The sequence below is a fragment of the Dyella sp. OK584 genome (assembly GCF_057787755.1).
In genome coordinates this window covers 3,240,000-3,266,381 of sequence record NZ_CM173542.1, presented here as the reverse complement: position 1 = coordinate 3,266,381, position 26,382 = coordinate 3,240,000, and the positions used below count along the sequence as shown (strand labels likewise).

Genomic DNA, 26,382 nt, shown 5'->3' with positions numbered 1-26,382 from the left:
AAGTTGACGATCGACCATGCTTGCACTTTATCACTCACCTGACTCGCGCTCCTCTCGTTTCATTTGGTTGCTGGAAGAGCTTGGCGTGGAATATCGACTTGTCTATTGCGGCATTCCTCGTCGTAGAGGCAACGGCGCACCCGATTCTTCCAATCCGCATCCGGACAAACGCGTTCCAGCTTTGGTGCACGATGGCGCATTGATAACCGAGTCGGCAGCTATAGCGCTTTACCTTACGGACCTTTACCCGGAGCGGGGGCTTGGTTGGTCTCAAGGCGAGCCAAATAGAGGTGTATACCTTTCATGGCTTGCGTATTACGCGGGTGAGATAGAGCCCGCGCTTGCAGCCAAACTTTCCGGGCAAACCGACAACGATCCCTTTGCTGCCAAGGCTTATGATCGCGTCATTGCGCGTGTGTATTCAGCACTTAAGGCAGACGCATTTCTTCTTGGTGACAACTTTAGCGCTGCCGATGTGCTTGTATCGAGTATCTTCGAGTGGTTTTGGGACATCGTCCCACCGTGCGCTGAGCTCGACGACTGGCTTGAAAGACTGGCAGCTCGGCCAGCTGCAAGGCGAGCGTGGGAAAAGGATGATCGCCCTCGGCTTGCTGAGCGTATCGGACCATAGGCAGCGTCCAGGGCAGAGTCCCGGACTCTGCTTCTTGAACGCAACCAGGGTTCTCCGAGTACCTAAACATCGTTGATCCGCAAGTTACTGACGAAATAGATGGCTTCCACATCGATGATTACGAGCTTGATCAAGACAATCGGGTTGATGGGTGCGTAACGATGATTGGCAATCAAGAATACGACGAACTGTAGTGTCCGCTTTCGACCCAACCCTCCACGACAGCGACGGCGTATCGCCCTGTCATATGTGTATATGTCAGTAACTTTCAATGACTGCTGCTGACCGATTGCGTTGAAAAGCCCCGTCTTAACGAATGGACGGCCGAGGGTTTGTTCACGACGTCGACGCTAATTCGATTCTGCGTAATTCTGCGCACTAAGGCCGCCAGAATGTGTTTGTTGCGGCGATTTTTCCAGTTGCAAACGGCCCATACATGCTGAAATGTTTCGTAAATCAAGGCTTTTTGACGCCTTCGCCTTGAGCCATGGTGATCCAATGTACATTGTCGGAGGTTAGCTCAATGAGCACGCTAACCTGCGTCGGTGATGTGTAATGGTAGATGACGCGATAGGTCTTTTTGTTCGACTTTCCATAGTTGGTCCACGTGTTTTTCGCAATGGTCATGCGTGAAATAAATGGATCGGCGCCGCTTCCATCGGAATCGAACATTTCGTAGTGCCAATAGCTTTTGTCTTTGTAATTGTAAGTGCTTACCGCCTGCGATTTAACGACCCCGTCGGACCAGTCCATAGTGAAGCTACACGTCATGAACGCCCGGTTCGCCGACCAGCCGCACTCCTCAAGCCATGTCCATTTGCTCGCCTTCTGATCAGCTACCGCCTTGGTCTCACCGTGGTAAAGCCACGTACCCGCAGCTATGTCCAAAGGCTCAAGTTCCGGACGAAGCGGGGGCGTGCCGCCGGCCAGTGCGGGTGTCGTCACGGCCAGCGCAGCCAGAGCCGCAAAACTAGATAGGTAGTTCATGGATCTCTCCCTCAAAAAGTCCTTGTTGCACTCACTGCCACCGATCTGTGGCAGTTCTTCGGATGGGCGAAATCAGCGCCTACTTAAACTTTGACGGCTGCCATCTTGAGGCACAACGTTAATCAACCCTCCTTTCCTGCCAAGCCAATGCCTGCTCCGAAGATCATTGCGTTCGTATTGTTTGACGATGTGCTTGCTCTGAACATCGCCGGGCCTGCTGAGGTATTCGGCAGCGCCAATCGGCTATCGGGTAAAGCCACCACCCTTTACGATGTCGTTTATCTATCCACAAAAGGTGGCTTGGTGAGGACGTCATCCGGCGTGTCGATGCAGACTCAATCGATTGCATCGATCGATCTTCATCAACTGGATACGGTCATTGTCGGCGGCGGCATCACGGTCGCCGAAGCCATGCGAGATGACGCGCTCATCGCCTGGCTTGCCTGCGCATCTACCGTCGTACGGCGAATCTGCAGCGTCTGTACAGGCGCTTTTATATTGGCTGCGGCGCATCTTCTAGATGGACGTCGCGCCGTTACGCACTGGGCATCCATCAATGACCTGCGCGTTCAGTTCCCTGCCGTGCAGGTGCAGATCGATCCTATTTATGTCAATGACGGAAACATCTGGACATCAGCCGGTATCTCGGCCGGCATCGACCTCGCGCTGACGCTGGTGGAGACCGATCATGATCGGCGTCTCTGCCTTGCTGTTGCCAAGGATCTCGTTGTCTTTCTGCATCGCCCTGGCGGACAAGCACAATTCAGCCGCACCTTGGCAGCTCAGGTGAGTGTTGGGGCACGCAACGTTCAGTTCCGGATGGAAGCTCTACATAGCTGGATCACTGAACACCTTGATAAGGATCTCAGCATCGAGCGTGTCGCCGAGCAAATGGGAATGACATCCCGTACGTTTGCCCGCAAGTTTGTCGACTGGTACGGACGCACCCCGGCCAAACTGATCGAGGATCTTCGGCTGGAAGCGGCTTGTCGATATCTCGAAGAAAACCATATCCCCATCAAGCAGATTGCCCATCAATGTGGATTTGGTGATGAGGAACGCATGAGGCGCGTATTTCTGCGGCGCTTGCGTGTGCAACCGGTGAGTTATCGGGAGCAGTTTGCGGTCGCGTGACGTCATAGCCGTAGAGCTAGTCACACTAGGGCCAAAAACGGGGTCCATAAAATCCCCGGTGGCACCATTTCACCGCCGGAGTCCATGGACGCGCACTTGCTCTTCCTCGGCCACGCCGAAGAATAGGTGCCGGTCTTGTCGCTGACCACGAGCCGTTGTGTTTCATGCTGCGCCAAGATCTCGCCCGTCACCGTTCTTGTTTGGGCCGCGCCAGCGGTCCTCGTTGCTTGCCAAGCATTGTTCGGTCATCGCAGATCCCGGCCGGTGCGCATCATGCGCAGCACTGAGTCTCGGGCCCAAGGACCACCCCTTGATGGCTCGATCGCATGTGGTCCTGCGTCCAACACGGATGCCGACGGTCGCGGCCTTCCAGAGTGACTGGCTCAGAGCCAAACCCCAGTTTCGGCCTGCGACCGTCAGCGTCACTAACCGAAGCGTAGTCGCTCACCGAGGCGAAGCGCTCGATCGCGCCGCTCTCGAGCCGGATGGTCATGCCCAGGACTGGGCAAATGCCCGGCACGCTCTGCAGACGCACCAGCAGAGCCGGCCGCAACAGATCCTTGCCGATCCAGCGCTCCAGCACAGTCATCTGATCTTGCAACGTCCGCCACAACTTGAACTGCATCAGCACGCCGCAGCTGGTCGACAGCAGCTGGTCGGTGCCGCGACTGACGTTGGATTGGATCGATAGCTTCAATCGTACGGCCTGCCGCACCAGGCTGAAGCGACGACGCAGCAAATTGTGTGTGCCGCGCTTTTCGCGTGCAGCCCAAGCCGCATCAGTTAAGCCAGATGCAAGGCGTTGCTATCGTCGTCGCCGTGCTTGAGTCCGTCGTACTGCGGTATCGCCGTGGTGTCGACCAGATGCACGGCATGGCCGTGATCCGTCAGGCCACCCTCCAGCAAGAGCTCAAATGTGATCACTTAAGTCGCGTCAAGTAAGCTTTGAACGCAGTTGCCCAGGTTTTGCCGCCGTCCCGGGAGTAGGAAATCTCATAGCGATCAGAATTGGCCTTGATGTCAGACCAAACTCCACGAACCAGAACCGTGCGGCCCTCATAAACGGTCGTGCCGAACAGCTCGCCCCGGCCGTCTTTGAAACCTCCGATAGTTGGGGCCTCAATCTCTCCCGAAGCGCTGTCAATGTAAGTTTGGCTCCATTGTCCTTTTTTTGAGTTATAGACGAACAGCGACGCGCCTTCCCAATGTCCACTTGGGCCGTCGGCCTCGATTTCCTCAAGCCACGCGTGACCACCCCAAATCGGCCGCACTGTCTTGGTACCGTCCATGGTCACCGTGTGGGTCCCGCCATCGAACGGGTCGAGTACTTGCGTAACATGGGTATGCCAATCCCCGCGAGCGAAGTCGAAATCATGAGAGCCGTCCCGAGGCGACGCAGCCCTTGTATTCAAGGACGAGCATGCAAGAACACCGGCAATCATGACTCCACGTAACAGCTGTCTCCACATCGGCGCGCGCTCCGTATAACCAACAAACCCAAGGCAAGACTTTAGTGAAAACCCGCAGCACCAGAAGGGCCAATCGGAGAAATTAAGGGTGGTCCACTTCGCTGGACGCGATGTTGTAAGGCACCAATGACGATGCAGGCATAGGCCATCACGCCAGATGCGGCGAAGGGCTGGCGAATGCGGTTTCATTGCGGCCGCCGGTGACGATGATGTGGGCGTCGATGGTGACACTCCATGTGATGGCGCTGAATGCTGCAAAGCCAGCACCCCTCCTATCCACGCATCAGGTGTCTTCCGCGACTAGAGCACACACCGTAACGCCTTCAAACCCTGCTCGATTGCCTTGAGGTCAGCGGCCCCGTAGCCGAAAACCAAGCCTTCCGATGTTGGCGCACCAAAAAAATAGCGCTCGAATGAATGCAAATGCACGTTCAACTCCAACAGTCTGGCGGTGGCGCGTTCAAGGCGCTTGGGTAGAGCCGAGAACGCCGCCACATGCATGCCGTAATGCGACTGCATCGGTGACAGTTCTCCTGAGAAGTCAGACCGCAGTATCTCCCCTATGAGATCTCGTCGCTTCCTGTATACGTCACGAAGCTTGCGCACATGCCGCGCCAGATGCCCATCCGCGATGAAACGGGCAACTGCCATTTGCGTCAACGTCGGGCAATGCCAATCGAGACAGTTCTTCGCCGTAATCAGCGTCGGCATAGCCCACTGTGGTGCCACTACGAACCCCAGTCGCAGTGCGGGGAACATACACTTGGAGAAGGTGCCGACGTAAAACACGTCATCCGCGGTCGCCGTGGACCGTAACGCCTGCAATGGTGTGCCGTCGAAGCGGAATTCTCCGTCGTAATCGTCCTCAACGATGACCGCTCCATGCTTGCGAGCAAAATTGAGCAGTGCTGCCCGCCGCTGCGTGGACATGGATACGCCGAACGGAAACTGGTGTGAAGGACAGACGCAGACGATCTGTACAGGGATTGGCAGGGCGTCGACTACCAGCCCTTGCGTGTCGACCGGTACCGGCACAATCTTGGCGCCGGCCGCGAGAAATGCGGCGCGCATCGGTGGGTAGCCTGGATCTTCAATGGCGACCGTCGTAACCCCAGGGGTTACCAGTACACGGGCGAGAATATCGAAAGCCTGCTGCGCTCCGGCAGTAACCAGTACATCGTCGGGCTCGCACACGACCGCGCGCGAGATGCCGATGTGCGTCGCGATAGCCGTCCGCAGTGGGAAGTGACCCTGATTGCCCTGCGGACTCTTGAAGGCAGGAGGCTTTAATTCCATTCGCCGGAGCTGCTGGGCACTGACCCGACGAAATATTTCGAACGGGAATAACCGCGGATCGACCAAGGCGGGCCGAAAGTCCAAAAATGGGGTCGCCCCTGACGCCGTTATGCGTTGACTGTCATGCCAGAAGTTAAGTGCCTGGGGAAGCTCGGGCCGCGACCACAGCGAGTTCAGGCGTGGGTCGGGCGTTCTCGGCGTCGGGGAGCGTTCGCGCGGCGTACGTTTTTGCTTCGGCGCCACATACGTTCCCGACCCTTGCCGGGACCGTACCAACCCTTCGATCGCCAGCTTCGCATAAGCCCGAGCAACCGTGTTTCTCGATACGCCGAAAAAGACAGCCGACTGACGCTCCCCCGGGAGTTTAGACCCCGGAACCAACCGACCATCAAGAATTGCGGCGCGCAACTGCGCGTAGACGGACTCCGCAGATCGGCGGCTTCCTCTAGGCGGTGGATCAAAAGCAATTTCGAACAGATTACTCATACCCTATACGTCACTTGTCACGACTTTCCTCCTCCAAATTGGCTCAACAGCGTGAGGATATGAAGAAGGTATCTGCAGTTTTAAGCAATTTCATTGACGGTGTCCCGAGGTAGTCCCTTTGCTTTCAGCGGTCGCGGTATCGCACCATCGTCGCCTCGCAGCGTTTCGCCGCTCTGTTGCGGGCATGGCGGATGTTAGGCTGCGAATGGTTTTTTCTACAGCCACGTTAGGCATCGAGGAGGGTTGGTGATGAGTTTCTGGGAGCCCTGCTGGGCATGCCGTGCAATGCGCGGCGAGATTGCGGCCGGCGTTGTGACAGAGACGCCCGAAGTTGTTGTGGTGATCAACCCGTTCCCCTTGACGGACGGCCACGCTCTTGTGCTACCTCGTAGGCATGTGGCCAATCTGTATGTGATGCCAGATGAACTTGCTGGACCAGTGCTTGCCATGGCTTCGCGGATAGCTCGGGGCGCAAAGCTGGCCTTTGCAGCCGAGGGCATAACCTTGCGGCAGAACAACGATGCGGCAAGCGACCAGCATCTGTTTCATTTCCACCTACACGCGATTCCGCGCTTTGAAGGAGATTCCGCCAGCTTCAATCGGGTGCCCGAATGGATAACGGAAAGCGAGCAGCGCGCTATGGCTGGTAAGCTCTCTCAGGCACTGTCGCGTGTCATCTAACAGTTCCGCAAGAGACTTTCCGTAAACACCACGCGCTTGATGCTTTTGCCCTGAGCTTTCGAGCCGATGCTGGTCAGTGTGTTGTCCTCTGTCTGGGCAGCCGAAATAAACACAGCAGACGGAATCTATTCAGCGCCGGGCTTCGGTTGCCATCCGCATTGCAAGTCCCGCCAGCACCGTACCCATCATCCAGCGCTGCGCGGTGAGCCATATCGGCCGACCGGCGAGGAAGCCGGCGATAGTGCCGGCCATGATCGCGATCACTGCGTTGACCGACAGACTGATTCCGATCTGGGTAAACCCGAGCACCAGCGACTGGCCAAGCACGTCGCCGCGCTCTGGACTGATAAATTGCGGCAACAACGACATGTACAACACCGCCGCCTTTGGATTCAGCAGATTGGTCAGGAAGCCCATGATTACGAGCTGCTTCGTACTATCGGCCGGCAGGTCGCGCACCTGGAACGGTGACCGCCCACCAGGCTTAACCGCCTGCCAGGCGAGATACAACAGATATAGCGCGCCACCGAAGCGTAAGGCGTCATAAGCCAGCGGCACGGTCATGAGCAAGGCGGTAATGCCGAAGGCGGCAAACAGCATGTAGACGATAAAGCCGAGCAATACGCCCACGAGGGAAACAAGCCCTGCCTTGCGGCCCTGGGAAATCGAGCGGGAAATCAGGTAAAGCATGTTCGGACCGGGTGTTAGCACGAGGCCGAGTGCAACCAGGGCGAAAGCAAACCAGTGATGAAATTCGGGCACGGCACCACTCCATATGTGAAGTTAAATCGGACCGCGATGGGCGGTCGCGAGTTTTACTGATCGGTCCGGCTGCCGGGACTCCCCAATTCAGCGACGCAACACGCTGTCGACCAGATCCAGCGCACACGTGACCTGAGAGACCGTAGGGCCCAGCTTGACGTCCCGTGCCACGGTCTGACTCCTTAACCCGCCGGTAAAACGTCGGCGTAGATGTAATGGCATCAGAAACCTCCTGAGACGAACCATACGTCTCGTGGTGGGTATCCATCAAACTTTGGAAAGCCCAAATCCAGGTTAGACAAAATTCTGCACACTCCCACCCCGTGGACCAAGCTGGTAGCGACGCTCCGCTCCACCGGTGACGAAATGGTAAGAGCCTCAATCGGCGCCAGTTCGACTGGCGTGGCGCAACCCGGCGTTGTATCAGTGACGAGGCCGCCCTGCCCGCCTTGCCACGATCCGCTGCCCCATCATTCATTGCGACACCACTCCTTGTTGGTGTCGCAGCCGAATACCACAATCGCTAGGCGCGCTCCACGAGGTTTGAGTGTCTATTCGAGTGTATTGCAGCTACACCACAGACCTGCTTACGGTGGTTTGCGGGAATGAGCATCCACTGGTTGTCACCGCAATGATGAACGAGGTGGCGCGAGCCCCCAGAGCACATCGGCGGAGAAAATGATCAGCGCCGCGAAGATCCAGAGCCGCCCAGTTGAAATATTCTCGGGCGACGGGGCTAAGGCGATGATGCTGTAGGCCATGTTCGACGCGGTGTGGAACAGCATGTTCGAGAGAATGCTGCGCCCCCCTCGATGATAGGCCCAGGAGAACAGGAAACGCATGGGGACGGTGACAATCAGGAAAACGCAGAACGGCGTGTAGCCCTGGATGGCTCCCGGCGTGACGATGAAAAACAACGGCAAGTGCCACAGAGCCCAGATGACGCCGAGGACGAAGGTCGAGGGCACGAGTGAAAAAACGCGGTCGAGCTTGTCCGATAGCAGTGACCAGCCAAACTCCTCTGCCAAGGTCCCGCCGACGATAAACAGGAACAGATAGTTCAGCGGCGCCTCGCTCAGGGTCATGGTGAAGTGCGGTGCCCCATGGACGAGCTTCGCATGTACCAGTTCCACAATGACAGCGAAGATCGGCAGCAGAAAAAAGGAGACCAGGAACACCGTCCAGCCCATGCGGGCATCGAAAATCCGGGCAAAGAAACGCACCGCATTTCGCGGGCCACCGTCCGCCAAGGTCGTAACCAAGGCGCCGACTAAAGGCCCGAAAGAGCCAATCACCAAAACCGGAAAGATCGGCAGCGAAATCCTGTGCTGGGTGATCAGCCACCCGACCAGCCACAGCACCCAAGCCACGCCAAACGCCACCACCAGATAGAGCCCCGCCGACTGCAGGCTCCGTTTGCAGACCGCATCGTGATCTAACTCCGTTGCAGCGTTCCCGTTTGGTCGCCCCACACTCTCGCCTTGATGTTCATCGATGTTCATCAGCTTGCTCTGGAATTGACTGCAACAAGGTGCCCCCAAGCAAAGCCAGGGACTTTACTTATGTGTACCGCTCGAAGCGGCTTGGGCGGGGTCGCTATCGTGTCTTTTCTGGTTGGGCCACCCTGCGGTGGCCCGCCCAATTCAGTAACTGCAACTACTCCAGACGTCGTACTTTTGCCTCTTGATTACGAACGTACGCTCGGATCACCCGCTCGTCCGGTGCTCATCGATTGCCGAGTCCGGTGTGCTGCGAATACAGCGCACGCCAGCGCCCGTCAACATGGACGAAGACATCCGAAGAAGAGATCTTGCCCACGTTCGCCGGCGCCGCACTCGGGAAGCTAATAGTCGTGGCATCCCCTTGCATCGTCACCTTCTTCTCCGTCGGATGCGCCTGCTGCCACGCTGCCGCCTCCTGCTTCATCGCCTGCGAGCTCGTGTTCTTCTTGGCATGGGATACGACGGAAGGCCTTCGGTGAGAACGTACCTGCGACGCCTACCGACTCTGCCGGCTCTGCATCAGTGCCGCTATGTGCAGAAGGAGAAACAACGGCACTTGAAATACTGGAATCAGCAGCAGCGGCAGGGCTGCCATTGGCGCGGTGCTGATTTCGCCCGGAACTCCTCCGGCTAGCATGGCACTCAAGGTGCCAATACAGACGGCTATGACCAGATCGAGTATGCCGAGAATATTCCAACGGACGAATGCGGCGCTCGTGGCGAATCCAGGCTGACGTATAAGTCCAAGAATCATCCACGGCGCGACAAAACCGACTGCCATGTCTCCGAGTCCCGCTGTTAGCGCGAACCCGGCAGGCAGCACGTGGTTGGCGTACAAGGCAAGGAAACCGAAACCCTCCCACCGCCATGCCTGCATACCCGTGATGAGACGCAAATCTAGCGAAAGAATGAATTCGCGGAACGATCGCGAGAGTCGCACCCATGCAAAGAAGAGCAGCAAGGGAGCGCTGACACCTATCGCAATGGCAACGGGTGGTTTTCCTGGAGGGCCAACGAAAGCTCCGTTTGCGCCGAGCGATACAACCAGCAAAAGCCAGACGGACAAGGCGAGGATGACGCTTACGCGAACGCTACCGAGCCCCGCGGAAGGTGAGTTGGCCGGGCGTTGAAAGGTGGTGGTTTCCATGGGCTTCCCAGTGTCTTGCATTTTGCAAGTGTGTGCCCAACGTAGCACCATGACTTGCACTCTGCAAGTAATCTGTCCTTTGGGCCACGGAGTCCGACAAATGAGTACCCAAAAGCCCTTTCTGCGCTCCTCCTGTGCCGTTGCCAATTCGCTCGACGTTGTTGGCGACAAGTGGTCGCTGCTCGTGGTGCGTGACTTGCTGCACGGTAAGCACACTTACGGGGAGCTAGCAGCTTCACCAGAAGGTATTCCAACCAACATCCTCGCTGATCGTCTCAAGCGCCTCGAAAGTGCCGGCATCCTTGTCAAGACCCCATATCAAGAACGTCCCATCCGGCACTCCTATACGCTTACGCAGAAAGGAAAGGATCTAGGCGGGGTGCTGCTCGCATTTGTGCGATGGGGTAAACAGCACATCCCGGGTACGGTGGTACTGAGCGAAGGCCGAGCGAGTAACGGAGCTATTGCGTCGGCAAAGACCTCACGCCGCACACCCGGATAAAGGGATCAAGTAGCACTCTCGCCACATCTATCTGCCAGCCAAAAATTGGCCGTGGACCATTGATTCGATAGCATCGCTGCAGGCCGACGAAGGGCATCTGGTCAGCCGCCGTCGGCCAAATGCATGACGCCAAACTCTGCGTCACCGTTGGAGCGGAACAGCTGACGTCGTCCCGAAATTTCGTAGTCGCTCAAAAGTAGAGGTAAGGTCGCTTTGAGGTATCCCGGAAGGTGTCAAGACCGCCCAGCAGGCGCAGCTGCTGGAAGAACAGGGCCGCGCACAGGTTCAAGGGCTTCTCTTCAGTGAGGCCGTAAGCTCACTCGACGCACGCCAACTGGTGATGCGAAACGCAAATGAGGGTGCCCTTGGCTAATCTCTGACTTCAGTGTGGAGGCTTGCATGCGTGCCGGGATTTCCGTCCACAAAACGGCCTTCGCGTTATCGCGCGATCATCGTTTCGCCAACTAGGTGCAGCGTCACGAACAAGCTGCGGCAACTCGGGCAATGCTTCCAACCAGGACGACTGGAAGCACGTTGGAACAAGCGGGCCCTCAAGACCGCGACGCCCTGACGTTGGATTATCCGTGTACCTCCAGTGCAGGATCCGGGTCGTTGGTGACTTGTGGGTCAATGCTCATGACCGATCGCTCCTCAATGTTGGTGACTTGCAGCGCCACGTTGATCAACACGGGGGTCTTGTTCTTGTGGCATAGCTCGACGTACCGCTCGCCCATTTTCCCAATCTTGGTCACCTGCGAAAGCTGGGGCTTATAAAGAGAGTCGGAAGTGTAGATGCCGGTGAATCGAAATTCGGGGCCTGTCTGCGTCGTCAGCTCATATTTTATGATCGTGTCCTGCCGGGTAACGTGCACAACTTCGGGGAAGCAGGTGTACTGATAACTGCCGCCGCTGGCATTTCCGCCCTCGCCCACAAAACTCACGCTGACCGCCACCGTCACAGGATCCTGTTGAGCGACAACGACGCCACGTGCGGTGTTGCTTTCATGTACTTGCGAATTCATCGCCAAAGACTCCGTAGTTTGGTTAATGGTGTAACGGTGGATCGACCGGCTCCCGGTAACCCCAGGATTGCAGTCGATTAATGAAAGGCGCGGCGAGGTCGTCGCGGTGCAGGCATATTTGAACCTGCACCCATGGCACGAGGATTCTCGGATCAGTGCTGTTGGGCGCGAGACCGGTCAGAATTCCGAGCGCGCGATGCCAGGAGTCTGCGGCCGCATCGTTATCGCCGGCGGCCTGCTCGATCTTGCCGAGCACAATCAACGCCTGGGCGAGGCCGATGCGAGTAACCGGATCGTCATCCGCCACCAGTGCAATGCTCTCCATAATGCCGATAGCGTGAAGTGCCTCCTCGCGCGCGGCTTTTACCTGTCCCAACTGGGCTCGCGCCGTGGCAAGCACCCGATGTGCCAGTGCGAGTTGACGCTTCCGGCTGACAACCGAGGCATCGAGTTGCACTAGATGTTCCATCGTTGGAATGGCGTCGGCCAAAAGAGCTTGGGTAGCGTCCGGTTGGTGTGTCAATAAATGGAGTTCGCCCAATTCGATCTCCAGTACCGCGAGGCTTCCTTGCCATGAACGGTTGTCCGGCTGCTTACTCACGATGTCCGTGAGTATGTCGCGGGCAGCTTCATAGTGAGTCTGCGCCAGGACGAAGTCACCGGTCTGTACTGCGAGGTTGGCGATATGGCTGTGCGCATTGGCTTCGCGGAACCGCCATACGGCGGCAGTCGGGTCGACAATCCGAGCCTGTCTGAGCAGATCGAACTCCTGTTGATAGTATTTGCCGGCGTCAAGCAGCCTGCCCTCGTGCTCGAGGCTGGTGCCCACCCAGGAAAGACTGTCGGCCAGCTCCACCACCACATCGTCGTTAGTCGGCTGCACCTCCAGCACCTGTCGCTTGAGTTCGATCGATTTCTGAAAGCTGACAACCGCCTCGTCTTTCAATCCCACGCTCGATTTAAGCGTGCCGAGATTGTTATACGCATAGGAAAGTTCGAGCATCGCATCGACGCTACCTGGATCCAGCGTCATGCGTTGCTCGGCGTATTCGCGATAATGCCGCCACGCCTCTTCGGCATGCGGCATATCGCGCTGCCTATAACGAATGTAGCCGAGCCAGTAACTGGCCTTGCCCAGTTCCCCAAGCACATCAGTATCCCTAGGCGAGCGGCCGTGCAGGTGTTGCAGCACGCTCATGGCACCGGAAAACGCCAACTGGGCCTGCTCCTGGTCCGCTCGAGCCAGGCGAATGCCACCCAACTGCAGCAACGCCTTGGCACGATACAAATCTGCATCGCTGCCAACATTACTAGCGTCTCTTGGTCGTTTCGTTTCCTTCGTGGCATCGTCAGCCAGATAACGCAGGGCTTCACTGCTGACCCGGTCAAGCAGGTCGAGCCTTCCAAGCGGCTTTAGATGCTCACTCAGATCACCGAGCATGAAGCCGATGAGATTCTCAGCAGCCGCACGACGCCTGTCTGCTTCCTGCTTGGCGCGGCTGGCCAGCCCGGCCGCAACTGCAGCGGCTATGCCGAGTATTGCCACAAGCGAAATCATGGACATGCGCGCACGCCGGGCCCACTGGGCCTGGCGACTGGATTGTTCAATGAATACAAGCTCTTCGTCGGTGAGCGAAACCACCGGATTTCCGAGCAAGGCCCGCGCCTCTTCCAGCAGGCGCCCTTGCGGCAAAAGCAGGTCACGCCGCCGGGTTTCACGCTGCCAACGCTTTGCCAGCACCGATAGCCGGGTTCGCGTCTGCAGCGCGGCGCGATTGCCGTCGATCCAATCCACCACGCGCGGCCAGTGCCGCAACAGGGCTTCATGTGCCGCAGAAACCACCGGTTCGCCGAATGCCAGTTCGCTCACCAGCAAGCGTGCGTCGACCAGGGATTGGACCAGCTGCCGTTGACCGCCGGTACCGGCCTGCGACCACGCCATCCGCCGCCCCGTGATGCCCTCTTCGTCGGCGTGAACCAGAACAAGATGCTGCAGCAGCCATGTCAGCTCGCATTGGGCTTCCTGCCCCATCTGCTGAAAAATCGCTTCTGCCCGAGTGCCCAGCGCTCCCTCGAGACCGCCGATCGCGTGATAGGCCCCGAAGCTCAGTTCGCCGGCGTCGCTGCGCCGGATGTATAGCTCCTGCAGCGTGTACTGCAGCAACGGCAAGGCCTCGGGATGCCGTGCGGCTGCATCGCGTATGACATCGTCTAGCGTCTCCATGCTGTGACTGTCGCGGGCGTAGGTCAGCGCTGCGGCGCGCGCCGGTCGCCGAATCATTTGCGCGATTTCCCCGCGCGTCATCGGCTTGACGTCATACAGCCCGCTGCCCTGCTTGAGGTCGATCAGCACCGGCTGCTTAACCAGGCGAGGGTAGAAATCGTTGCGGCACGTTGCAAGAACCAGCACGCTGCCGCAGCGTGCCAATGCGTCGAGCGCCAGCGTGAATGTTTGTCTGTCGCGCTCGTCGAAATGGACGTCGGCCAACATCTGTTCCAGCGCGTCCACCACCAGCACGAGCATCGCATCCATGCCAAGGTCGCTCTGCAAAGACAACCGGTGCGCGGAAAGTGTCTCGGTCACGCGGGCCGCCACAAGCCCGGGATCGGCACGAAGCTCGGCAGCTAGTGGAGCTAGCTCGCCGGGCACGAATATCGGCCAACCATCGATGCGCCAGGTCAGCATGGCGTAAGCCAGAGCGACCATCAGGTCCTTGCCCATGGACGACATCTCGGCAACCGAGCAAGCGAACATCCCGTCGAAGCCACCTTGTTGCGTGAGCAGCGGCAGCACGCCAGCGCGAATCAACGAGGTCTTGCCGCAACCACTTGGCCCCATGCACAGCAAGAACGAACATCCGGCCTCGCGTTGCTGCCGCAGCGCTTGGAGAATCTGTGCGGTTGCGCTACTGCGACCGAAGAAGACTGCTGCGTGCGATGCGTCGAACGGCTGCAGTCCGCGAAAAGGTGAGCCCTCTGCCCAGGTTTCCACCGCGCCGGGAGCCATGGCACCGGGCTGCATGACGCGTGCCCCGCCGTCGGTGAAATGGTCCGGAAAACTTACGGGCGCAATCAAGCGATAGCCGCGCTTCCGAATGGTCACGATATAAGTGGGTGACTGCGCCTGGTCCCCGAGATGCTTGCGCAGCTCAGCGATCGCCTTGTGGACCGGATTGTCGCCATAGAAGGTGCCGCGCCAACACTCGATAAGTAGTTGTTCGACACTGACCACCTGGCCCGCGTACTCGGCCAGGTGCACGAGCACGTCCATGGCCTTGGCGCTGATCTCCAGCCATTGACCGCCACGCTCCAGAGCCCGTCGCTCTGGCTTGACGATCCATTCGCCCAGGCGAAAGTAATCGGTCCTTGTGGTGACCTGTCTTGCCACAAACCGATTCCCCTGTCGCTTGCCAGGAGGCAAGCGAGCTGCAATGTCATTTTGGGCTTGCGCAAACCATTGTTCCTGAAGGCTGCGCCAAGAAAGAAGGTTTACGGAAGGTTTCACTCCCCCCGTGCGTCCAGCATGTCGCCAGGACATGGCCGACAACGGCCGCGCCCAAGCGAGCTATCTTACGGAGTGAGCATGTTGTCCAGCAACGTGACCCCTGCCCTTGCCTCTGAATATGGCTGCATCCGGATTGCCCTGCACGGCATCCCCGCGCTGTTGCGTTACGCCCTTGGCAAGGCGATCGGTGAATTCGGCGAAGCCCGGCGATTGGTGCTGAATGACGACGCGCCTGCCCTTGGGGAAGATGGCGCGGAAGCTGCGCATGTGGTCATCGTCCTGGCAAGCCACCATGCAGAAAGCAATACGCTGGAACTCAAGCGTGTCTTGCGCCGCGCTCCCCGCGCTCATGTTCTCATCATGGCCTTACGGCACGATGACAACGAGGCCGCCCGGCTGATTCGTTCCGGCGCACGGGGATACATGGCCTTGAACGAGCCGGCGTCGGAGTGGGCTACGGCGATCGCCGAGCTTGCCGAAGGCCGGCTGTTCGTACCGCGCAGTCTGCAGCAGTCGTTCGCCATCCGCTATCTCAACCCCGTCGCCGATGCGCCGGAAGACCGACTCAGCGTGCGAGAGCTTTCCGTGCTGCGCCTGTTGGCCGAAGGCATGCGCAATGACGAAATTGCCGCCAGCTTGTTCATCAGCGTCAAGACCGTGGACACGCATCGCATGAACCTCATGCGCAAGCTTGCGCTGAGAACGAATGTCGACATCGTCCGATTTGCGATCCGCCGTGGCCTAGTTGAATTGTGAAGCCAGCCGGTCGATTACCTGTCCAGCAAGCAGCTGACCGCAAATGCACGGGGGTCGCCCACTAAGAAATTTACCGAGCGCTGCCAAGCAAATAGCTTAGCCGTCTCATGCCCTGGCGTAGAGCGAATCAGGATTTCACCGGATACCGAGAAGGCAATCCCGGGCGTAACGTTTGTGCACGTCCTGCATCGCTAGCCACGCCAGCGGTGACGGACGAAGAGTCTCGGCTGCCGGACTCGCTAGAGCGGAGCCGTCGACTACACCTTTTTTCATCACGCCAAGGATCCCACCTCATGTCCAGCATCACGATCCGCAACACCGCCTCTATTCCCGGTCTCGTCATCATCACGCGCTCGGGCACCCTCACCGGCCGCCTGCCAGTCAATGCGCGCGGCACCGTCACCATGCCCACGTCCAACTCCTACACGGTCGAGGCGAGTGTGACGATGGACGACGGCAACACTTTCACCAGCGGCCCAGTCAGCTTTACCAACAATTCGCAGGACCTCACGGCCGAGGTCACGCAAGAGAACGGCACGTTTGTGTTCCGTCTCGTGCAGGCCGCCGGCACCAACCCGTCCGGTATTACCTTGCACAACCACACTAAGTATCCGGTGACGTTCGCTGCCTCGATGGACAACAACCCGTTGAGCTCGGTCACCGTGGTGGATGCCTACAACCGTGGCTTCATGAGCACCCGCCAGCACTACAGCTTCAAGTCGATTGTAGACGGCGTGACCTCGCAGCTGATCGAGACCACCAACGTAGACGCCGTCGTGGAGGTCTACCAGGACAACGAGCAGGTTGCAGACTTCGCCGGCTACAGCCTGCGATTTGCCAACTGATACCGGACATCCGGACGTAGGCCCTTTCGAGCCGACTGCCACGATTCGGGTCGGCTCTTTCCATCTTGAGTAGAGGAGAGACTCATATGAGCGATCCTGCAGCTGTTGCTTTGGCCAACGAAGCATCCGGTGAATTGCCGGGCCTTGACGGTGGCACACGATATTTCGAAGGCGAGACCGGCCTTGTCATCCGATGGTGGATCGATGAAAAGCCGGCGTGGCCCCATTTGGTTTGCTCTCTCTTCACGCACCCCGCGGGTGAGCCGCTTGATTTCACCGTGCCCGGCATCGGCACCCGCATGGTCAACCTCGACCCATGGAGCGGTCCGCAATACTTCGAAGTAGAGCGTGCACAGGCGAGCAGCGAAGGCGTGCGCATAAACCTGCCGGAGGCGCGGGCGTGCGGACAGATCTATCTTGGCGGCATTGCGGCCACGCCCGATACACGCCCGCCGGATTGGACGCGAGAATCAGCCGCCACCATCGAGCCGGTATATCTGCATGTACATTGCCGCCTGGACGCAGCGCGCTGGTTTCGCGCCAAGATTGCCAGAGGCACTCATGCGTTGTTCTTCCCTGCTCAGGAAGGACGAGCGGCGGACAGTGCACCTGAGGTGCCATCGGGCAAGTCGCGCACGCATGCAGCGGCCGAGGGCAAGTCGCGCCACACGTCCAAGCGCAAGCGCTGACTCGCCACCATGTCGTCGACGATTCGCCAGCACACACGCCAACTCGGAGGGCCAGCCCAGCTATCGATACGCTGGGATTGGCACGACGCCCCGGAAGTGACCGTTTGGCTCTACGCACAGGCGCGCGCCCAGGAACCGTTGCTGCATACGTGCCGCCTTTCGATGGGTGACGCGCCCTTGTGCCGGTTTCGCATGCCCGCTCGCATCGTTGGTGCGCAGGAGCGGTTTGTCGAGATCCAGCTGGAATACGACGCCGATGATCACCTGCAACTGCGTGCCGACATTCCACTCGATACCAACAAGTGGTTCCGCGACGTGCTGGGCACCTGGACAGACCCCAACGAGCCGGATTTGCCGATAGATCCCGACGGTCCCGATGCGCCAGACTCGCCGGGCTGGAGCCCGTTCCATGAACCGCAGCCGGCTCGTGGCTTCAGCATTGCCAATCCGCGCAATCGCTATCGGTTGTTCGAGTTTCTTTGGCTTCGGCCCGGCAGCGAAAGCACCTCACCTGGCGACCAGGAGAGCTTGTCGCACTTCATCCAGGTTGCGAAGGCATCCGGGCTGCCTACCCTGCCCGTGCTGACCGCGCTGGACGCGGACGCAACGTGGACCGCCAAGTACGTCACCGCCAATGCCTATGTGACCAGCGGCAAGGCCAGGATCAAGGACGCCGCGACCTATCCGTTCGTGGGTTCACTGTCCGAGCTGGACGAAACTTGGCGTTCGTTCCCGACGCTGCGTCACCGGCTCCTGCAACTGCGAGGTGAGGTATCGCTGGATGAGTTGGACAGGGTCGTGGCGGAATGTGGTGTATCGCCATCGCAAGTCGTCGATGCGAAAGGCTTTCAGCGCGCCTGGATAAGAGTCTGGCAGAGCGTGATCGCACTGATACTGGTCGCTGGCGACGCTGCTTATGCGGGAAGCCTGATCGACGTGCTCAGGACGGCCGCGTTCCTTCTTGACCTGCACAAGCGCGAACAGGCACTGACGCGGCAGCGCGAGCGTCAGGTACGCCTGATGGCTGCGCTGGTCGTACCGACTTGTGCTGTGCCACCCGACGACGCTTTCGATGCCGAGAAAGGCGGCGCTCTGCGAGTACTCGGCATCGGCGAGCTACAGGCGATCTACAAGGATCGCGAATCCTACGTAGAGGGTCCCATATCTCGTACCTCGACCATACTTCGCGGCGAACGCTGGCGCACAAGCATGCTAGAGGAGAACACCAGCATCGATCACATCGAGGAGCATGCCGCCCAGGCAACCACCACGGAGCAGCGCGCGGACCATCACCACGCGAGCGATATTGAGGATGCCTTGCGGGCCACCATCGAATCGGGCTGCCACGAGCGCGACTTCAACGACCTCAAGATCGTCTATAACGATATCTACATGCCGCAAAGCATCAGCGGCGACTGGTCGGACAGCGGCACGGAAAAGCTTCGGGATCAGGCCCGTGTCGCCCGGCTTGCACAGGAGATCACGCGACGTGCCACGCGACGGATTGCCGAGCGCGTCGATCACGCGCGCAGCGCCCTGCTAACGCAGCGACGGCAATCTGAGGTGTCACAGGATGTCGACAATCGTGATGCGGACATGCATCTCAATGGCCTGTATCGCTGGCTGATCAAACGCTCGCGTCTGGTACTACAGGATGAAGGGAGGCGCCTGGTGCTTGAATTCCTCATTTCCGACCCGGCTTCCGAACTGATGGATGCCGCAAATCAGCCCGCCGGCGTCGCCGTGCAAGCACCGGAAACGCTGGATGCACGAGGAATCAAGTCGCCTGCCGACATCAAGCCCGAAAACTATATTGCCATCGCTGGCGCGTACGGTATCTCCTGCCCGCCACCGCCCGTACCCTATCGCCGACTGACCCTTACGCTTTCCGGCCAGACCAGCGAAGCACAGGGCACGATTCATCTCCCCGACGGGTTCCTTCCCTCGAACGCACAGCAATCCTCGGCGGACGGCACTGTCACCGCAACGCTGAGCTATCTCATCGCAAACCAGGCTGATCCCCTGGTCTGCGTCGTTGGCGAATACGCATCCACGTATGGTGGTTCTGGCAAATCACCAGCGCCCGCTGCGCCCGCGCCGGCACCATCAGCGTCCTGCGCCATGATCGATCCGTTCCAGCCGCCGTCGCCGCTTCCTCCTGCTACTCCTTGTGTTGGCATTGACTCCACGGTGAAGATCGATCCGGCGGCCACAGAAATACATGTCTGCGCGTTTTCCAATGCTTCGTCCTTTCGCGTCACCTTGTCATTCATGGCCAGGGATAGCCGCCATGACGAACGCCTGCAGTCCTGGCAGCAGGCAATCTATGACCAATTGCGCGACGGCTGCATCGAGCAGCGGCAACGGTTCAAGCGGGATTTGATGGCACGCGTACAGCAGCTACTTCAGCCCTCCGAACGCGAATCGCTGGTCAACGAACTTCAACGCAAGGCGATCAACCTGCTTGTCTCGCGCTACCACCAGCCGCCGGGAGTCGCCGCCAGCGCGCCGCCGCGGGTGCGCACGCACCTGGATGAAGCATTTCAGTGGCGGCAGATGGCCTACGCCTTTTTCCCCTGGGGCGCAGACGGCCAGCCAGGTCAAAGCGGACCGCATTGGCGCGGGCTAGACAGTGACACCTCGCCCGGAGCGACGCTGCTGCACGCCTTTCTGGCGGCAGGATCGGCCCGTGTGCTCGTACCTGTGATGCCAGGCTACGAGTTCAGCGTCCTCTACTATCTGCGATATGGCTGTCTTTGGCGCATGGATGGTGGGATCACCCCATTGCCCGAACCATTCCTTGGCACGGTCGCCAACCTGATCCATACCGAAACCCTGGCACGCCATCATTGGTGGATCGAAGAACCCACCGCGCTGGAAGTACTGCAGCACGACGACACGTTACCCGTGATCGACTGGCACCCTCCGATACCGCCCGGCGCTGCATCGTCCTTGCCACGTTCGAGCGGCATGCGTGAGGAGCCGACATGATCCATCCGCTTCAGCGGCCCGCCCGCCCTTCCGTCGCCCCGGCCGACGTGCCCATCGGCAGCGTCACGATGTATGCCGGACCCGTCGAGGATCTCGCATCGCGACCAGGCCCCGAGCGTATTCGCCTGATGAAATCCGGGTGGCTGGTCTGCGATGGCACCGCTTTGCCCCTGAGCAATTCCGACGGAAGCCAATCGGTCTACTGGCCGCTGTTCCAGGTCATTGGCAAAACCTATGGCGGCGATGGCAAGACGGGCTTCCATCTTCCCGACTACCGCGGTTATTTTTTCCGCGGACGCGACTTCGACAACGGCACGCAACCGTACAACCCTCGCGATCCGGACTGGAAGGATCGCAAAACGGTAGGTTCGACGCAGGACACGGTAGTGCAAACACATGGCCACGACTATCTGCACCTCAGTCCCGAGGGGCCGCCAACCTATGTGACCGGCGAGGGCGGGGAGCCTCTTGGCGCCCTTACGTCCTGCGCAACCGACTATGGCGCGCCGGAGCAATGGGTGGGCAAGCAGTTCACCGAAACCAGGCCAATCAATATCTCGGTCAATCTGCTGATCAAGTTTACGTCGCTGGTGGGCCACCCCGAAAACGCGCTCGCGCGGAAGCTAGGTCTACCCGCAACGCCTTGGTCCCTGCTCGGCTTTACGACCGGACCGCAAGCGTCACGACGACGGCGCGAGTAGCAGCTAGCCCCATCCGTTTCAAGAAAATCCGCACCGTTCTTTTCCAGGACGCGGCGCCACGGGCGCTGCGGAGGGAGCGCTTTACCGCCGACAAAACAGCCATCACCGCTCTCAAGGATGGCTCACGCAGTTGAACTGGCGGAGTCGGCGTTGATCCGGGGGCGTGCGTGGCGCGCCCGTCTTGCTCGTCACAACTCTCATTGATTTGTCGAAGGAGGTCATATGATAAAGATTGAAATCAGCTTCTCCGTACCAGCCTATCAAAGCGCCTTTGTTGCCCTGCCCCAGCAGACGCACACGGTTGCCTTCGAATTGAATAAGGGCACGAATGTCGCACAGTCGGGGCTCATCAATCTCGGCACGATCCATGGTTACGATGGAAAAGCGCTGCTAGGTCAATTCAGCTTCGAATACACCTACGAACCCGATCGCGACCTCATCACGGTCTCCGGTACCGATTTCGATTCGTCGGGCTCTATGTGCCTGACCACCGTGCCTGCAGGAACGCAAGAGTATTGCCGCCAACGCAGTGCCGGCGGCGGCTTCATGGCTGACGACTTGATGGCCAACCGGCATTGGAACTACGTCACCATGCTGACGCCAGGCCTGAAGGATCTTTTCCAGGCCGTAGTGAGAAACGTCAATGACGGCCTGATCGAGGCTCTGCATGACCGCCCGCAACTAAGCGTGCGAGTTCGCGAACAGCCACCCGAGCTGTCTTTCGAGGAGCAGCAGCCTTTCCTCTTGGTATATCGGCACGGTCAGTTTCATGGCCTCCATGCGGCAGATCACCAGTATGGGGCTGGTTACGAGGTCTTCACTATCCAGTCGGTATTCGGTGGCACGCAAACGTTCGCTAACAATGCAGCATTCGCCAACGTGATCGGTAGCACCCACGACCCGAAGGTCGACGGCGAAACATGGATTTCGCTGTGGCGGAAATATTTTGGCTCCGTATCGTCATGCACGTCGTACCAGTTCAATGGCTTCGATTGCAGCTCTCGGCTGCTCGGTGGGCACGTCATCATGGGGACAGTCGCATCCGAAGTCGATGAAGGCTCAAATGACGTGTACATCGCGCCCATCTGCCAGCCACACAACAACAATAACAAGGTCTACATGGAGGCACTGACGAACCAGCGAGTCATCTGGCTCAAGAACTATATGGGCAGTTGAACGGCCCGCCTGGTGAAGTGCCTTTCATGGTCTTCACCAGGCAACCGTGCCAAAGATTTCGCACGCAACAACCCTCGACCATGAACCCTCTGGTCGCATCCGCGGCGTCGCTCTTGACCTCGCCTTGTTCGGCGCCCTGCTCCTTCCAACGCAACATCGAAAACACGCGTGGGCACGCGACCATTCGCCTGCCGGGCAGGCCATGGGCCGTGGGTGCTCGGCGTTTGCGTCTTCGCCTCAGCGGCAATCATGTTCAAGCCGATCCAGCCTAAATGTCCGCTTTAGCTTGCGATCTCAACCGGTCGATGCAACACATTGCCGGAATCGTTCAGCCCCTGGATGCGGCACCTGCTATGCCCACGCTTTCGTATATGCCCACGCTTTCCCAGAAGCACGTCAGCGGCTCAGATTTGAGGCAGGGTCAAGGCCGCGCACAGCGTTTCAGGTCTCTTGCAGCTCAGTGATCAATAGATAGCAGCAATTTACTTTGTGCCGACGGCGCCAACGCCACAGAGCCTTGCAGACTTTGTCGGATTCATGACGACGCCAGCCGCTTACCTTCGCATCGGCAAGGCCAGTAATGGGCGTTGCCTAGTTCAAAGCGCATAGTGAACCGCCCTCAGTAAGGGCAATATTTCCGCTTGTCACATGTGCGACTCCATTGATCCCGCTAGCAATACCGTTCATCACAATTCAGATGACAGTCGTCCAGGGTGGCTGCACTCTAAGCTGGCTTTGCAGTCGCTGACGCCACGACGTCGGGCGCCGGAGCCATGTATTTGAATAAGCGGGGCGTTTCAGAGCGCCAGCAGCCCTACGGTAGTCGTGCAATCAATTGGCTAGCTCGCCCCGAGCATTCCATGGCTCGACGTGAATTCAATCCTTGAAAGAAATGAGGCCTTTTGTGCATCTATCGTTTCGCATTGCTGCTTGTCTTTCGGCTTCCTTCATCACGTCTGTATCAATCGCCAGCAGTACTCCTCCCGATGGCGCACACGACCTTGTGACTCGCACTATCGCGAATCTGAGCCAAAAACACGATCTGCGTGCAGTTCACTTTATTCGGTCGACCGCCCAGATAGTTCCGCACATCGTCGTCGAGAACGATCATCTCGGCGAACCGTACTTTATCTCCGGGGCATCACTGGCAAAGATTACCGATGACTTCCAGGGCGAACGCCGTCTTGTCGTAGAAAGGGCGTTGGGAGATATCGATTCGAAAGCATCGACCACCACGCACACGCTTTTTACCCCTGAGGACAAATACGTTGAATCCACCTCAGACGGAAATCTGGTGGTTGAGCCCGTCCAGCATGCCCCTCCGTCGTGGGAAACACGTGATCCGCTCCGTGCTCTTCTGCTCGCGGAACGCGCGAACGATCTCAGGACCGAGCCGGACGTTGTCATACACGAAGCAGCTCAGCATGTGATTGCGTTTCACCACGGTGCGTATCAGGTCCGCATCTACATCGACGCACTTTTGGGACTGCCGACTGCCACGGAAGCTACGATTGCCTTTCGCTACAATACGAGCAGTGACGTCGCATGGAATGCCTTGGGCGACGTGGTTGAACGCACCGAGTACCTCAACTGGGATATGGTCGACGGTGTCCGCTTTCCAACGCAATGGGACGTGCTACGGAATGGTGCAAATTTCTACACCATGACCTATTCGGACATCCAGATCGAACCGACCGTGGCCGCGGATGACTTCGCCATGCACGCACCACCCCAAGAGGATCCGATCGTCCTCATTGACGATGTGAAGCCAGGGCAGCTGGTCCACCAGGGACCAAACCCGAAGCGGCCGATCGAGGAGATCGCGCCAGGCATCGTGCAGATACCGAACTCCTGGTACACCACGCTGGTGCGGCAGAGCGATGGCATCGTCGTTATCGATGCGCCTATTTCGGCGGGCTATTCCGCGCAGATTTTAGCTGAAGCTGCGCGACGCTTCCCCCATGTGCCCGTCAAGGCGGTCATCACATCCACGGGCTTCTATTGGCATGTCGCTGGCATACGCGAGTACGCCGCCAAAGGCATTCCCATTTATGTCCGCGACCGCAACGAGCCTATCATCCGAAGCATTCTGAAAACCCCTCATACGCTTGTTCCAGACGACCTCGAACGCGCACCAAAAGAGCCCGTCATTCATAGCGTTTCTGATCGCACCGTCATCGGCACAGGAGCACACGCGATCGTCCTGATGCCCATTCGCTATGGTGAACAACCCATGCTGATGACATGGATAGCGGATGCCAAGCTCTTGCATACGGCCGAGATGGTTCAGCCCTTGGGTCCTCACGATTCCTTGCTTTTTCCCGAATCTCTGCTTGAGATCAAGAAATCGGTGAAAGAAGCCGGTATCAGCACTGACTCGCTACGCATCATCGGCATGCACATGAGTCCGACGCCTTGGGAAAAACTTGAGAAGACACTACACGCGGCGGGCGGATGACGGCGCGGAGAAACATTTGACGCAAGGTTGGGGTTGAGGACCGACAAAGCAACACAGCTCCAACACTGCAAGCGAAGAACGGCCCCATCGGCAACGCTTCGATCAGAAGGCTCAATGGGCGAAGCCGGGGACGCGGATCGCACACAAACGTGCAGCACACGACAAGTCCTATCGAACCCGGCTGGTGGAATGCCGCACCAGCAATGGCTATCGGTCCGGAGAACGACACTATCCGAGAACTGCGATGGGCCCGTCGGTTGGGAGAGCCTGTCTAACGACCGATTGGAACTCTGGATACGGGAAGAAGGAAACCCGTGATCTGACCCGCACCGATGTATTCGACTACATCGATGCCTTTTGCAATCGCTCCCGTGGCCACAGTCACCTGGGTGGTGTCAGCCCTGAAGCCTTTGAGCAGGCCTTAGCGTGAGCTTGGCGAGTGCCTTATTTCCCCAGGGCAGTCCACTCTCGCCCGATCGTAATTTCGACGAAGCGCCGTTCGCCCGTGAACACTGTTGTGATGGCCGTTTTGTCCTCCTCATCGTTGTCGGTCTCTAACAGCTCTTCCGTAAAAATCATGGTGCGGATGCCCTACTCCTGCGCACAACGAATGCACAACGCAGTCCATTTCGTCCGATGACAGGACGGCACACCATCAAAGCGCACGTGCGGCACTGGTTTTTCCAAAAACCAGAATGGCCGCTGACATGGCGAGAACCGCAAACCCACCGAGTGTCATGGCGGCGCCGATGCCGATATGGTCCACAACGACACCACCGGCAAGCGAGCCAACGGCCAATGACAACTGAAATGCCGAGACAAATACGGCGCCGCCGCTTTCCATGAGGTCGGGCGCAGCCTTGAACATCCAGGTCTGTAACGACACTGGTACTCCACCAAAGGCAAACCCCCAAGCTACGACCAAAGCAGTCGCTACAACGGGCGTGGTCCCCAGGATAGGTAGCAAAAGGATTGTGGCGCCAAGCATCAGGCCAAGGATAGTCAGGACGCCGCGGACGTGACGCTGCACGAGTTCGCCCGCGATCGTGTTCCCAATTAGACCGGCGATGCCATAGGCCAAAAGAGCGGCGGAGATCAGTACGCTGGAAACTGCCGCTCGCTCTGCAAGAAAGGGGGTGATGTAGGTATAGGCAGCGAAGTGACCCGCTATGACCAAGGCCACGGCCCCCAATCCAACCCGGGTAAGCCGCTTGCGGAAGAAGGCTGGCAGCGCACCCCACGTTGTGGCGGTGATCGGTGACAACCTCGGCAACAGGCTGAGCTGCACCACGAGACAGGCGGCACACAGTCCCGCCGACCCAACAAACGCAATCCGCCATCCAAATAAGCCGCCTAACAGAGATCCTGCCGGAAGCCCAATAACTGTCCCCGCCGAAGCTCCAGCGAAAACCAGCGCTGTGACACGACCGGCCCATTGAGGCAGCACTAGCCTACCGGCAGCGGCCGCGCCAATCGCCCAAAATCCGCCCGCACTGATGCCAAACAGAACTCGCCCCGCTATGAGGACTGCAAAATCATGTGCGCGTGGCACGGCCAGCCCGATCGGGCTGGCGAGCTATCTATGGATGTGTGGCCGACAGTCCGAGTTGTCCGCGGCAGTGCGTGAGATTCGCCCATCGCA

The 26,382-nt window shown here is 58.7% G+C and carries 23 protein-coding genes and 1 pseudogene; 12 read left to right on the top strand and 12 right to left on the bottom strand.

All coding sequences use genetic code 11. The features are described from left to right. The first annotated feature begins 16 nt into the window (after positions 1 to 16). A complete protein-coding gene (locus AC3CBN_RS14725; protein WP_488633760.1) occupies positions 17 to 631 on the top strand; it encodes a glutathione S-transferase family protein in 615 nt (204 codons plus the stop codon). A gap of 456 nt (positions 632 to 1,087) precedes the next feature. Here AC3CBN_RS14725 and AC3CBN_RS14720 read toward each other — a convergent pair whose 3' ends face one another. Then, on the bottom strand, positions 1,088 to 1,618 hold the full coding sequence (locus tag AC3CBN_RS14720) for a hypothetical protein (RefSeq protein WP_488633759.1): 531 nt from the start codon (positions 1,616 to 1,618) through the stop codon (positions 1,088 to 1,090). Between the two features lie 105 nt (positions 1,619 to 1,723). On the opposite strand from AC3CBN_RS14720, the gene AC3CBN_RS14715 reads away from it, so the two are divergent. Beyond that, positions 1,724 to 2,752, top strand: a complete 1,029-nt coding sequence (locus AC3CBN_RS14715; RefSeq protein ID WP_488633758.1) for a GlxA family transcriptional regulator — start codon at positions 1,724 to 1,726, stop codon at positions 2,750 to 2,752. 271 nt (positions 2,753 to 3,023) lie between these two features. Here AC3CBN_RS14715 and AC3CBN_RS14710 read toward each other — a convergent pair whose 3' ends face one another. From AC3CBN_RS14710 to pdxR, 4 genes are all read right to left on the bottom strand, one after another. Beyond that, positions 3,024 to 3,449, bottom strand: coding sequence for a hypothetical protein (locus AC3CBN_RS14710; RefSeq protein ID WP_488633757.1), 426 nt, complete (start codon positions 3,447 to 3,449; stop codon positions 3,024 to 3,026). A gap of 86 nt (positions 3,450 to 3,535) precedes the next feature. Further along, on the bottom strand, positions 3,536 to 3,676 hold the full coding sequence (locus AC3CBN_RS14705; protein ID WP_488633756.1) for a hypothetical protein: 141 nt from the start codon (positions 3,674 to 3,676) through the stop codon (positions 3,536 to 3,538). Beyond that, positions 3,673 to 4,194: a hypothetical protein gene (locus AC3CBN_RS14700; RefSeq protein WP_488633755.1), complete on the bottom strand. Its 522-nt coding sequence runs from the start codon at positions 4,192 to 4,194 to the stop codon at positions 3,673 to 3,675. Before AC3CBN_RS14700 ends, AC3CBN_RS14705 begins: the two co-directional genes overlap by 4 nt. A gap of 327 nt (positions 4,195 to 4,521) precedes the next feature. Then, the gene (gene pdxR, locus AC3CBN_RS14695) at positions 4,522 to 6,003 is read right to left on the bottom strand and encodes a MocR-like pyridoxine biosynthesis transcription factor PdxR (RefSeq protein ID WP_488633754.1); all 1,482 of its coding nucleotides are present in this window, start codon (positions 6,001 to 6,003) and stop codon (positions 4,522 to 4,524) included. 249 nt (positions 6,004 to 6,252) lie between these two features. Here pdxR and AC3CBN_RS14690 point away from each other — a divergent pair, with 249 nt between their 5' ends. Next, positions 6,253 to 6,684 (top strand): HIT family protein, encoded by a 432-nt coding sequence (locus AC3CBN_RS14690; RefSeq protein WP_488633753.1) that lies wholly within the window; start codon positions 6,253 to 6,255, stop codon positions 6,682 to 6,684. Between the two features lie 129 nt (positions 6,685 to 6,813). On the opposite strand, the gene AC3CBN_RS14685 is transcribed toward AC3CBN_RS14690, so the two are convergent. The 4 genes from AC3CBN_RS14685 to AC3CBN_RS14670 form a co-directional block, all read right to left on the bottom strand. Beyond that, positions 6,814 to 7,374, bottom strand: coding sequence for a LysE family translocator (locus tag AC3CBN_RS14685; protein WP_488633752.1), 561 nt, complete (start codon positions 7,372 to 7,374; stop codon positions 6,814 to 6,816). Between the two features lie 695 nt (positions 7,375 to 8,069). Next, positions 8,070 to 8,948, bottom strand: a complete 879-nt coding sequence (locus AC3CBN_RS14680; RefSeq protein WP_488633751.1) for a CPBP family intramembrane glutamic endopeptidase — start codon at positions 8,946 to 8,948, stop codon at positions 8,070 to 8,072. Between the two features lie 223 nt (positions 8,949 to 9,171). Continuing rightward, a complete protein-coding gene (locus AC3CBN_RS14675) occupies positions 9,172 to 9,372 on the bottom strand; it encodes a hypothetical protein (RefSeq protein ID WP_488633750.1) in 201 nt (66 codons plus the stop codon). A 72-nt stretch (positions 9,373 to 9,444) separates the two neighbouring features. Continuing rightward, positions 9,445 to 10,095: a hypothetical protein gene (locus AC3CBN_RS14670; RefSeq protein ID WP_488633749.1), complete on the bottom strand. Its 651-nt coding sequence runs from the start codon at positions 10,093 to 10,095 to the stop codon at positions 9,445 to 9,447. A 100-nt stretch (positions 10,096 to 10,195) separates the two neighbouring features. Between AC3CBN_RS14670 and AC3CBN_RS14665 the strand changes: the two genes are divergently transcribed. Continuing rightward, positions 10,196 to 10,597, top strand: a complete 402-nt coding sequence (locus AC3CBN_RS14665) for a winged helix-turn-helix transcriptional regulator (RefSeq protein WP_488633748.1) — start codon at positions 10,196 to 10,198, stop codon at positions 10,595 to 10,597. Between the two features lie 578 nt (positions 10,598 to 11,175). Here AC3CBN_RS14665 and AC3CBN_RS14660 read toward each other — a convergent pair. Both AC3CBN_RS14660 and AC3CBN_RS14655 read right to left on the bottom strand, forming a co-directional pair. Beyond that, the gene (locus AC3CBN_RS14660; protein WP_488633747.1) at positions 11,176 to 11,619 is read right to left on the bottom strand and encodes a DP-EP family protein; all 444 of its coding nucleotides are present in this window, start codon (positions 11,617 to 11,619) and stop codon (positions 11,176 to 11,178) included. Between the two features lie 22 nt (positions 11,620 to 11,641). Beyond that, entirely contained in the window at positions 11,642 to 15,124 is a 3,483-nt protein-coding gene (locus AC3CBN_RS14655; protein WP_488633746.1) for an nSTAND1 domain-containing NTPase, read from the bottom strand. A 78-nt stretch (positions 15,125 to 15,202) separates the two neighbouring features. Here AC3CBN_RS14655 and AC3CBN_RS14650 point away from each other — a divergent pair, with 78 nt between their 5' ends. From AC3CBN_RS14650 to AC3CBN_RS14615, 8 genes and pseudogenes are all read left to right on the top strand, one after another. Next, positions 15,203 to 15,880 (top strand): LuxR C-terminal-related transcriptional regulator, encoded by a 678-nt coding sequence (locus AC3CBN_RS14650; RefSeq protein ID WP_488633745.1) that lies wholly within the window; start codon positions 15,203 to 15,205, stop codon positions 15,878 to 15,880. Between the two features lie 293 nt (positions 15,881 to 16,173). Further along, a complete protein-coding gene (locus AC3CBN_RS14645; protein WP_488633744.1) occupies positions 16,174 to 16,725 on the top strand; it encodes a hypothetical protein in 552 nt (183 codons plus the stop codon). A gap of 86 nt (positions 16,726 to 16,811) precedes the next feature. Beyond that, positions 16,812 to 17,414 (top strand): hypothetical protein, encoded by a 603-nt coding sequence (locus AC3CBN_RS14640; RefSeq protein ID WP_488633743.1) that lies wholly within the window; start codon positions 16,812 to 16,814, stop codon positions 17,412 to 17,414. Between the two features lie 9 nt (positions 17,415 to 17,423). Beyond that, positions 17,424 to 20,405, top strand: coding sequence for a hypothetical protein (locus AC3CBN_RS14635; protein ID WP_488633742.1), 2,982 nt, complete (start codon positions 17,424 to 17,426; stop codon positions 20,403 to 20,405). Then, positions 20,402 to 21,106, top strand: coding sequence for a phage tail protein (locus tag AC3CBN_RS14630; RefSeq protein WP_488633741.1), 705 nt, complete (start codon positions 20,402 to 20,404; stop codon positions 21,104 to 21,106). Before AC3CBN_RS14635 ends, AC3CBN_RS14630 begins: the two co-directional genes overlap by 4 nt. Positions 21,107 to 21,328: 222 nt before the next feature. After that, positions 21,329 to 22,282, top strand: a complete 954-nt coding sequence (locus AC3CBN_RS14625) for an SRPBCC family protein (RefSeq protein ID WP_488633740.1) — start codon at positions 21,329 to 21,331, stop codon at positions 22,280 to 22,282. A 904-nt stretch (positions 22,283 to 23,186) separates the two neighbouring features. Then, positions 23,187 to 24,740: a hypothetical protein gene (locus tag AC3CBN_RS14620; protein ID WP_488633739.1), complete on the top strand. Its 1,554-nt coding sequence runs from the start codon at positions 23,187 to 23,189 to the stop codon at positions 24,738 to 24,740. Between the two features lie 307 nt (positions 24,741 to 25,047). Then, positions 25,048 to 25,170: pseudogene (locus AC3CBN_RS14615) on the top strand (IS3 family transposase); the annotation flags it as partial. Positions 25,171 to 25,395: 225 nt separating this feature from the next. Here the strand turns inward: AC3CBN_RS14615 and AC3CBN_RS14610 are convergent. Beyond that, the gene (locus AC3CBN_RS14610) at positions 25,396 to 26,292 is read right to left on the bottom strand and encodes an MFS transporter (RefSeq protein WP_488633738.1); all 897 of its coding nucleotides are present in this window, start codon (positions 26,290 to 26,292) and stop codon (positions 25,396 to 25,398) included. Positions 26,293 to 26,382 lie beyond the last annotated feature (90 nt).

What these genes read in the sequence shown, in the direction of transcription:
- AC3CBN_RS14725 (WP_488633760.1), top strand. Translation starts at nt 17, where the DNA reads ATGCTTGCACTTTATCACTCACCTGACTCGCGCTCCTCTCGTTTCATT.
- AC3CBN_RS14720 (WP_488633759.1), bottom strand. Translation starts at nt 1,618, where the DNA reads ATGAACTACCTATCTAGTTTTGCGGCTCTGGCTGCGCTGGCCGTGACG.
- AC3CBN_RS14700 (WP_488633755.1), bottom strand. Translation starts at nt 4,194, where the DNA reads ATGATTGCCGGTGTTCTTGCATGCTCGTCCTTGAATACAAGGGCTGCG.
- pdxR (WP_488633754.1), bottom strand. Translation starts at nt 6,003, where the DNA reads ATGAGTAATCTGTTCGAAATTGCTTTTGATCCACCGCCTAGAGGAAGC.
- AC3CBN_RS14690 (WP_488633753.1), top strand. Translation starts at nt 6,253, where the DNA reads ATGAGTTTCTGGGAGCCCTGCTGGGCATGCCGTGCAATGCGCGGCGAG.
- AC3CBN_RS14685 (WP_488633752.1), bottom strand. Translation starts at nt 7,374, where the DNA reads ATGCTTTACCTGATTTCCCGCTCGATTTCCCAGGGCCGCAAGGCAGGG.
- AC3CBN_RS14680 (WP_488633751.1), bottom strand. Translation starts at nt 8,948, where the DNA reads ATGAACATCGATGAACATCAAGGCGAGAGTGTGGGGCGACCAAACGGG.
- AC3CBN_RS14675 (WP_488633750.1), bottom strand. Translation starts at nt 9,372, where the DNA reads ATGAAGCAGGAGGCGGCAGCGTGGCAGCAGGCGCATCCGACGGAGAAG.
- AC3CBN_RS14670 (WP_488633749.1), bottom strand. Translation starts at nt 10,095, where the DNA reads ATGGAAACCACCACCTTTCAACGCCCGGCCAACTCACCTTCCGCGGGG.
- AC3CBN_RS14665 (WP_488633748.1), top strand. Translation starts at nt 10,196, where the DNA reads ATGAGTACCCAAAAGCCCTTTCTGCGCTCCTCCTGTGCCGTTGCCAAT.
- AC3CBN_RS14660 (WP_488633747.1), bottom strand. Translation starts at nt 11,619, where the DNA reads ATGAATTCGCAAGTACATGAAAGCAACACCGCACGTGGCGTCGTTGTC.
- AC3CBN_RS14650 (WP_488633745.1), top strand. Translation starts at nt 15,203, where the DNA reads ATGTTGTCCAGCAACGTGACCCCTGCCCTTGCCTCTGAATATGGCTGC.
- AC3CBN_RS14645 (WP_488633744.1), top strand. Translation starts at nt 16,174, where the DNA reads ATGTCCAGCATCACGATCCGCAACACCGCCTCTATTCCCGGTCTCGTC.
- AC3CBN_RS14640 (WP_488633743.1), top strand. Translation starts at nt 16,812, where the DNA reads ATGAGCGATCCTGCAGCTGTTGCTTTGGCCAACGAAGCATCCGGTGAA.
- AC3CBN_RS14635 (WP_488633742.1), top strand. Translation starts at nt 17,424, where the DNA reads ATGTCGTCGACGATTCGCCAGCACACACGCCAACTCGGAGGGCCAGCC.
- AC3CBN_RS14630 (WP_488633741.1), top strand. Translation starts at nt 20,402, where the DNA reads ATGATCCATCCGCTTCAGCGGCCCGCCCGCCCTTCCGTCGCCCCGGCC.
- AC3CBN_RS14625 (WP_488633740.1), top strand. Translation starts at nt 21,329, where the DNA reads ATGATAAAGATTGAAATCAGCTTCTCCGTACCAGCCTATCAAAGCGCC.